This is a genomic window from Minwuia thermotolerans (assembly GCF_002924445.1).
Lineage (GTDB): Bacteria > Pseudomonadota > Alphaproteobacteria > Minwuiales > Minwuiaceae > Minwuia > Minwuia thermotolerans.
In genome coordinates this window covers 1-6,942 of the sequence record NZ_PIGG01000016.1, presented here as the reverse complement: position 1 = coordinate 6,942, position 6,942 = coordinate 1, and the positions used below count along the sequence as shown (strand labels likewise).

1 pseudogene is annotated in these 6,942 nt (G+C 69.3%); it reads right to left on the bottom strand.

What is annotated here, in order from left to right:
• Positions 1-6,942, bottom strand: a pseudogene (locus tag CWC60_RS23475) (hypothetical protein); the annotation flags it as partial.

Sequence of the window (6,942 nt, the reverse complement as noted above, 5' to 3'; positions counted from 1 at the left end):
CTCGGCGAAGTTCGACTGGGCCGACGAGTAGTCGATGGTGTCCTGACCCAGCCCGCCATCGACGACGTCGAAGCCGCCCATGGCGCGGATGCGGTTGTCGCTCGCGTCGCCGGTGATGGTGTCGTCGAAATTGGTGCCCCGCACCCGTTCGATGCCCGACAGCGTGTCCGTGCCGCCCGTGCCGTCGGTGGCGATGCCGGTGGCGAGGTTGATGTCCGCGCCCTCGAACGCGCCGCTGTTGAGGTAGTCGACCTCGTCGAACAGGCTGCCGCCGCCCTCGATGGAATCGTTGCCGCCGCGGGCGCGGAAGGTCTGGAAGTTGCCGTCGCCGATCAGCGTGTCGTCGAACGCGGTGCCCTCGACGCGCTCGATGCCGGTCAGCGTGTCCGTGCCGCCGTCGCCGCCGGTGACGGTGCCGATGCCGGCGACGAAGGTGGCATTGATCGCCGCGCCGGCGTTCTGGTAGCTGACCGCGTCGAAGCCGCTGTCCTGAGCCAGCGCATCGCCGCCGTCGATCAGGTCACTGCCCGCCCCGCCGTCGAATTCCTCGAAGAAGCTGTTGGCGCCGCCTGTCAGCGTGTCGTCGAATGCGGAACCCACGACGCGCTCGATGTTGATCAGCGTGTCGGTACCGGTGAAGCCGTCGAGGCCGATGCCGGTGAACAGGTTGATGTCGACCGCCGCCGCATCCTGCGAATAGTCGGCGGTGTCGAAGAACTGCCGCACGCCGTCGACATTGTCGTCGCCGCCGTCCAGCGTGTCGTCGCCCGCGCCGCCGATCAGCACGTCGAGGCCGTCGCGGCCCTCCAGCAGGTTGGCGTCGGCCGAGCCTGTCAGCGTGTCGCCCAGCTCCGAACCGAAGATGCCCTCGATGCTGGTCAGGGTGTCATTGAAACCGAACTGGTCGGTGGCCGTGCCCGCGCCCAGGTCGGCGACGATGCCCTGGATCTCCACGAAGAAGCCGGGGATGGTCCGGAAATCCATGACGTCGAAGCCGAGGCCGCCGTCGACGGAATCGTTGCCCTCGAGCAGGCGGAAGCGGTTGTTGCCATCATCGCCGAGCACCGTGTCGTCGCCCTCGGAGCCGCGGATCCGCTCGATCCCGGTGAAGGTGTCGACGCCGTTGGTGCCGCCCTTGTCGGTATTGCCGGTGCCGCCCTGGCCGTCCTGGCCGGACATGTCCACATTGACGCCGTCGAAGCCGCTGAAGGTGTAGTCCAGTTCGTCCACGCCATCGCCGCCGGCCACCGTGTCGTTGCCGTTGCGGGTGCGGAAGCGTTCGAAGCTGGCGGCCGAGCCGAGGAAGGTGTCGCTGAAATTGGTGCCGCGCACCGCTTCGATGCCGGTCAGCGTATCGGTGTTGCCGAAGCCGTCGACGGCGGTGCCCGCGTTCAGGTTCACCGACACCGCAAGGGGATCGAGGCCGTAGTCGACCTGGGTGAACGCGCCGTTGGTGCCGTCGATGAAATCGGCGCCGTCGCCGCCGAAGAAGGTCTCGTTGTTGTTGTTGCCGCCGCCGATCAGAGTGTCGTCGCCGCTCGACCCGATAACCCGCTCGATGCCGGAGATGACGTAATTGCTGCCCAGACCGTCGCTCGCCGTGCCCGCGGCCAGATCGACGGTCACGTTGAGGCCGTGATTCTGGAAGCTCAGCCGGTCGTCGAACTGCTCGAAACCGTTCAGGAAGTCCGTGCCGCCGTGGATGGTGTCGTTGCCGGCGGTGGCGAAGAAGAAGTCCGTGCCGTCGCCGCCGACCAGCACATTCGCGTTGGCGTCGCCAGTGATCGTGTCGCCGAAGTCGGTGCCGAACACCGCCTCGAAGCCCTGAATCGTGTCCGTGTTCCCGAAACCGTCGGTCGCGCGCTCCGTCGTCAGGTTCACCGTCACGCCCGACTGCCCGTTCGTATCGCCGGCGTCGCCGAAATAATCGACCGTGTCGAAGCCGTCGCCGCCGACCATGGAATCCGCGCCGTCCATGCCGCGGAAACGGTTGTCGTTGACGTCGCCGGTGAGGGTGTCGCCGAAGGCGCCGCCCCGCGCCCGCTCGACATTGCTGATCACGTCGATCGAGCCGGTGCCGTCGCTGGCCGTACCCGCGTTGAGGTCGACATTCACGCCCGTCGTCGCGCCGGCATTGTTGTAGTCGATCTCGTCGCTGCCGGCGCCGCCATCGATGGTGTCCGCGCCGCCGCGGCCGCGGAAGCTGTCATTGCTGTCGCCGCCGGTCAGCGCATCGCCAAACTCCGAGCCCTCGATCCTGCTGATGTCGCGCAGCGTGTCGGTGCCGCCGAAGCCGTCGCTGACGAGGCCCGTCGCCAGGCTGGCGACGATGCCCGCCGGGTCGTCCTGGTAGCTGGCGGCCGTGAAGCCGCGGACGCCGTCCAGCGTGTCGTTGCCTGCGCCGCCGACCAGTTCCTCGAAGAAGTCCTCGAAACCGCCTTCGATTTCGTCACTGCCGGAACCGCCGACCACCCGCTCGATACCCGAAATGCGGTCGAGATCGCCGCCCGACAGCGCCGCGCCGAACTCCAGGGAGACGAGCAGGTCGTTGACCTGATCGCTGAAATCGGCGGTGTCGAAGAACTGGCGCACGCCGCCGACGAGATCGTCGCCGCCGTCGATGATATCCGCGCCGCCGCCGCCCTGGATCGTGTCGACCCCGTCGCCGCCGTTCAGCGTGTCGGCGCCGTCATTGCCGAACAAGGCGTTGCCGTTGCCGCCGGCGATCAGCAGGTCGCCCTGGGCCGAGCCGGCGGCCGCCTCGATGCTGATCAGGATGTCCGTACCGCCGAAGCCGTCGGTCGCGGCGCCCGCGCCGAGATCGACGGTGACGCCGGCGATATCGTCGAAATAGTCGGCGGTGTCGAACCCTGCGCCACCGTCCAGCGTATCGTCGCCGGCGTCGCCGATGACCGTGTCGTTGCCCGCGCCGCCTTCGAGCAGGTCGTTGCCGCCCTCGCCGGCGATATCATCGTCGCCCGTCTCGCCACGGATGGTGTCCGCGCCGTCGCCGCCGTCGGCGAGATCGCCGCCCGCGCCGAGCAGCAGCAGGTTGGCCGCCGCGTCGCCCTGGACGGTATCGTCGAAATCGCTGGCGATCAGGTTTTCGACGCCGGTGATGCTGTCGCTGCCGACGCTCGCGTCGCCCGTGACCGTGCCCGCGCCGAGATCGGCGGAGATCGCCGCCGTCGCATCGGCATAGGTGACCAGATCCGCATCCGCGCCGCCGTCCAGCGTATCGTCGCCCGCACCCGTGCCGCCGATCGCGCCGACCAGCGTGTCCTCACCCGCGCCGCCCGCCAGGATGTCGTTGCCGTCATTGCCCGCCAGCAAATCAGCGCCGCCATTGCCTGCCAGCGTGTCGTCGTCGTTGCTCCCGGTCAGTTCATCGTTGAAGGCCGAACCCTCGATGGCTGAGAAGTTGAACAGCGTATCGACGCCGCCGTCCCCGTCGTCAGACGCCGTGTCCTGGGCCAGATTGACGTCCACGCCAGCTGCCGCGTTCGAATAGTCGGCTGTGTTGACACCGCCGTCACCAACCAGGAAGTCATTGCCTGCGCCCCCGGCCATGGTGTCGTCGCCGCCGCCGCCGGCCATGGAATCGTCACCCGCGCCGCCGTCGAGATCGTCCGCACCGTCGCCACCCGACACCGTGTCCGCGCCGTCGCCGCCTGCCATGGAATCGTCGCCCGCGTCGCCGTCCAGGCTGTTGGCGCCGGCATCACCCGAGATCGTGTCGTTGAAGGTCGAGCCCGCCACATTCTCGATGCCGGTCAGGCTGTCCGCACCACCGAAGCCGTCGGTCGCCGTGCCCGCGAGGAGGTCCACCACGACCGCGCCGGTGTCTTCGAAATAGTCCGCCGTGTCGATGCCGTCGCCGCCGTCCAGCGTATCGTCGCCCGCGTCGCCGATGACCGTGTCGTTGCCCGCACCGCCTTCGAGCAGATCGTTGCCGCCCTCGCCGGCAATATCGTCGTCGCCCGCCTCGCCCTGGACGGTGTCGGCGCCATCGCCGCCATCGGCGGTGTCGTTGCCGAGGCCGAGCTGCAGCAGGTTGGCCGCCGCATCGCCTGTCACGTCGTCGTCGAATTCCGAGCCGACGACGTTCTCGATCGCCGTCAGCGTATCATTGCCGCCGCCAGCGTCCGTGGCCGTGCCCAGACCGAGATCGACCGTCACGGCGCCCGATTCCAGGGCATAGCTGACGACATCCGTACCGTCGCCACCATCCATGGAATCGTCGCCCGCCGCGCCGAGCAGGGTGTCGTCGTCGGCGCCGCCCAGCAGCGTGTCATTGCCGTCGCTGCCGTCGATCAGATCGTTGCCGGCGCCGCCCGAATGGAGGTCTGCGCCACCCTCGCCGAACAGCGAGTCGTCGCCCGCGCCGCCGTCAAGGGAATCGCCGTCATCGCCGCCCAGCAGGGTGTCGCTGCCGTCGCCGCCCGACAGCGTGTCGGCGCCCGCGCCCGCAACGATGGTGTCGTTGCCGGCGCCGCCTTCCAGGCTGTTGGCGAGGGCGTCGCCGGTCAGCGTGTCATCGAAGGCGGAGCCGATGACGTTCTCGACGAAGAGCAGCAGATCGCTATCGCCTGCGCCATCGGTCGCCGTGTTGGCAGAAAGGTCGACCAGCACAGGGGCCGCATCGGCGGCATAGCTGACCGCATCGATGCCCGCGCCGCCGTCAATGGTGTCGAAACCGGCGCCGCCGGTCAGCGTGTCGTTACCGTCGCCGCCGTTCAGCGTGTCGTCACCGGCCTGGCCGTCCATGAGGTCGCCGCCGCCGCCGCCTTCCAGCAGATTGCCGAGCGCGCCGCCGGTGATGGTGTCGTCGAAGGCGGAGCCGCCGACGTTCTCGATGTTGGCGAGAGTATCGCTGCCGCCATTGCCGTCGGTCGCCGAACCCGCGACCAGGCTGACCGTGACACCCGCGGCCTCGTTCGAATAGTCGGCCTGGTCGATGCCGGCGCCACCGTCCAGGAAATCGTCGCCCAGGTCGCCGCGCAAGGTATCGTTGTCGTCGCCGCCCAGCAGCGTGTCATTGCCGTTGCCGCCGCGCACGCGGTCCGCGCCGGTACCGCCGTCCAGCGAGTCGTCGGCGCTGCCGCCTTCGAGGCTGTCACCGCCCGCGCCGCCGATCAGCGTGTCGTTGCCGGCCTCACCCTGGATATTGTCATTGCCGCCGCCGCCGGTGATCTCGTTGGCCGCACTGTCGCCGAAGACGGTGTCGTCGAAGCCGGTGCCCAGGATGTTCTCGATGCCGGTGAGGCTGTCGGTATCGCCATTGCCGTCGGTCGCGGTCTCCGCCCCCATGCTGACGAAGATGGCCGCGCCGTCGGCGGAGTAGTCCGCCAGATCCGTGTCCGCGCCGCCCGCCAGCGTATCCGCGCCTGCGCCGCCGGCCAGCGTGTCGTTGCCCGCGCCGCCCGCCAGGTTGTTGGCATTGGCGTCGCCGGAAATGATGTCGTTGCCGGTCGAGCCGGTGACGTTCTCGATCGACGACAGCGCGTCGGTCGCGCCATCGCCGTCGTCGCTCGCCACGCCGGCGTCGAGATCGACGTTCACCGCGCCGGCCGCGCCGGAATAGTCCGCCGTATCGGTATCCGCGCCGCCGTCGAGGGAATCGACGCCGCCGCCGCCGGCCAGGGTGTCGTCGCCGGTCCCGCCGGTGAGCGCGTCCGCGCCCGCGCCGCCAGCCAGCGAATCGCCCGCCGCGCCGCCGGTCACCGCCAGTGCGCCGTCGGTCTCCGCGGAGCCGTCGAAGGTGAGCGCGCCGGTGGCGAGGCTGGCGCCGTCCACGGTCAGCGTCCCCGCCGCCGGGATGAAGCTGTCGGGCAGGGTGACGGTGAAGTTCGCGTCCGTGCCGAAGGCGATGTTCTCGAAGCCGCTCGCGTTGGCGAGGTCCGCCGCCGCCACCGCGCCGCCGCCCAGCAGAACGAGCGTGTCGCCCAGAATGTCGCTGGCGCCGCCGGCCAGCGTATCGCCCCCGTCCAGCTCGCCCACCGTCGCCCTGACGGCGTCGTCACCAGCGCCGGCGTCAACGGAATCCGCCCCCGCGCCGAAGCTCAGGGTGTCGTCGCCGGCGCCGCCCGCAATGGCGTCGTCGCCCGCCGCGCCGTCGATGGAATCGGCGCCATCGCCGCCGGCCAGGTTGTTGGCGGCTCCGTCACCGGCGATGGTGTCGTCATCGCCGGTGCCGATCACGTTCTCGATGCCGACCAGCGTGCTGACGTCGCCATTGCCCAGCGTCGCGGTGCCGGCCACGAGATCGACGTCGACGCCGGCGCCGCCGCCGGCAAAGTTCTGCAGCTGCGCCGCTTCGGTGGTCGAAAGGTCGGTGAAGAACCGGGATTCGAGGCTGTCGAGGCCAGCGGCCTTGGCCTGCGCGGCGGCCAGGTCCGCGTTCTGCGCCGCGAAATGCATGATCGAGGCGGTTTCGCCGGCCTCCACCGTGAAGGTGAAGCCGATGGTGTAGTTGTCGTTGCCGTTGACCAGACTGACGAGATCGGCCGAGTTGGCGGCGCCGATCCCTTCGAAGTAATGCAGCATGGTCGGGTCGGAGCCGCCATTGCCGTCGGCCGAATCGTCGGAAATGATGAACCGGTCGGTGTTGTCCGTCAGCGCGTCGCCGGAGCTGGTGTCGACCACGAAGGTGCCGCCGTCCGAGCCCAGATTGCCGCTGATCGTCAGGGTCACGGTCTGCTGCACGCCGGAGGTGTTGGTCACCGATTCCAGGAAGCGCGCGAAGCCCTCGTCGTCCGGCACGAAGAGCCGGCGGTTGAAGCTCAGCCCCGCAACGGATGTATCGGCCGTGCCCTCGATGGTGCGCCCGTCGGCGCTGGCGAACAGGGTGCTGCCCGTGTAGGTGGTGCTGGCCCCGCCGAAGACCCCGAAGGTGACGTTCTGGCCGTCGTCATAGGCGTCGTTGGTGCCGTTGATGATCGA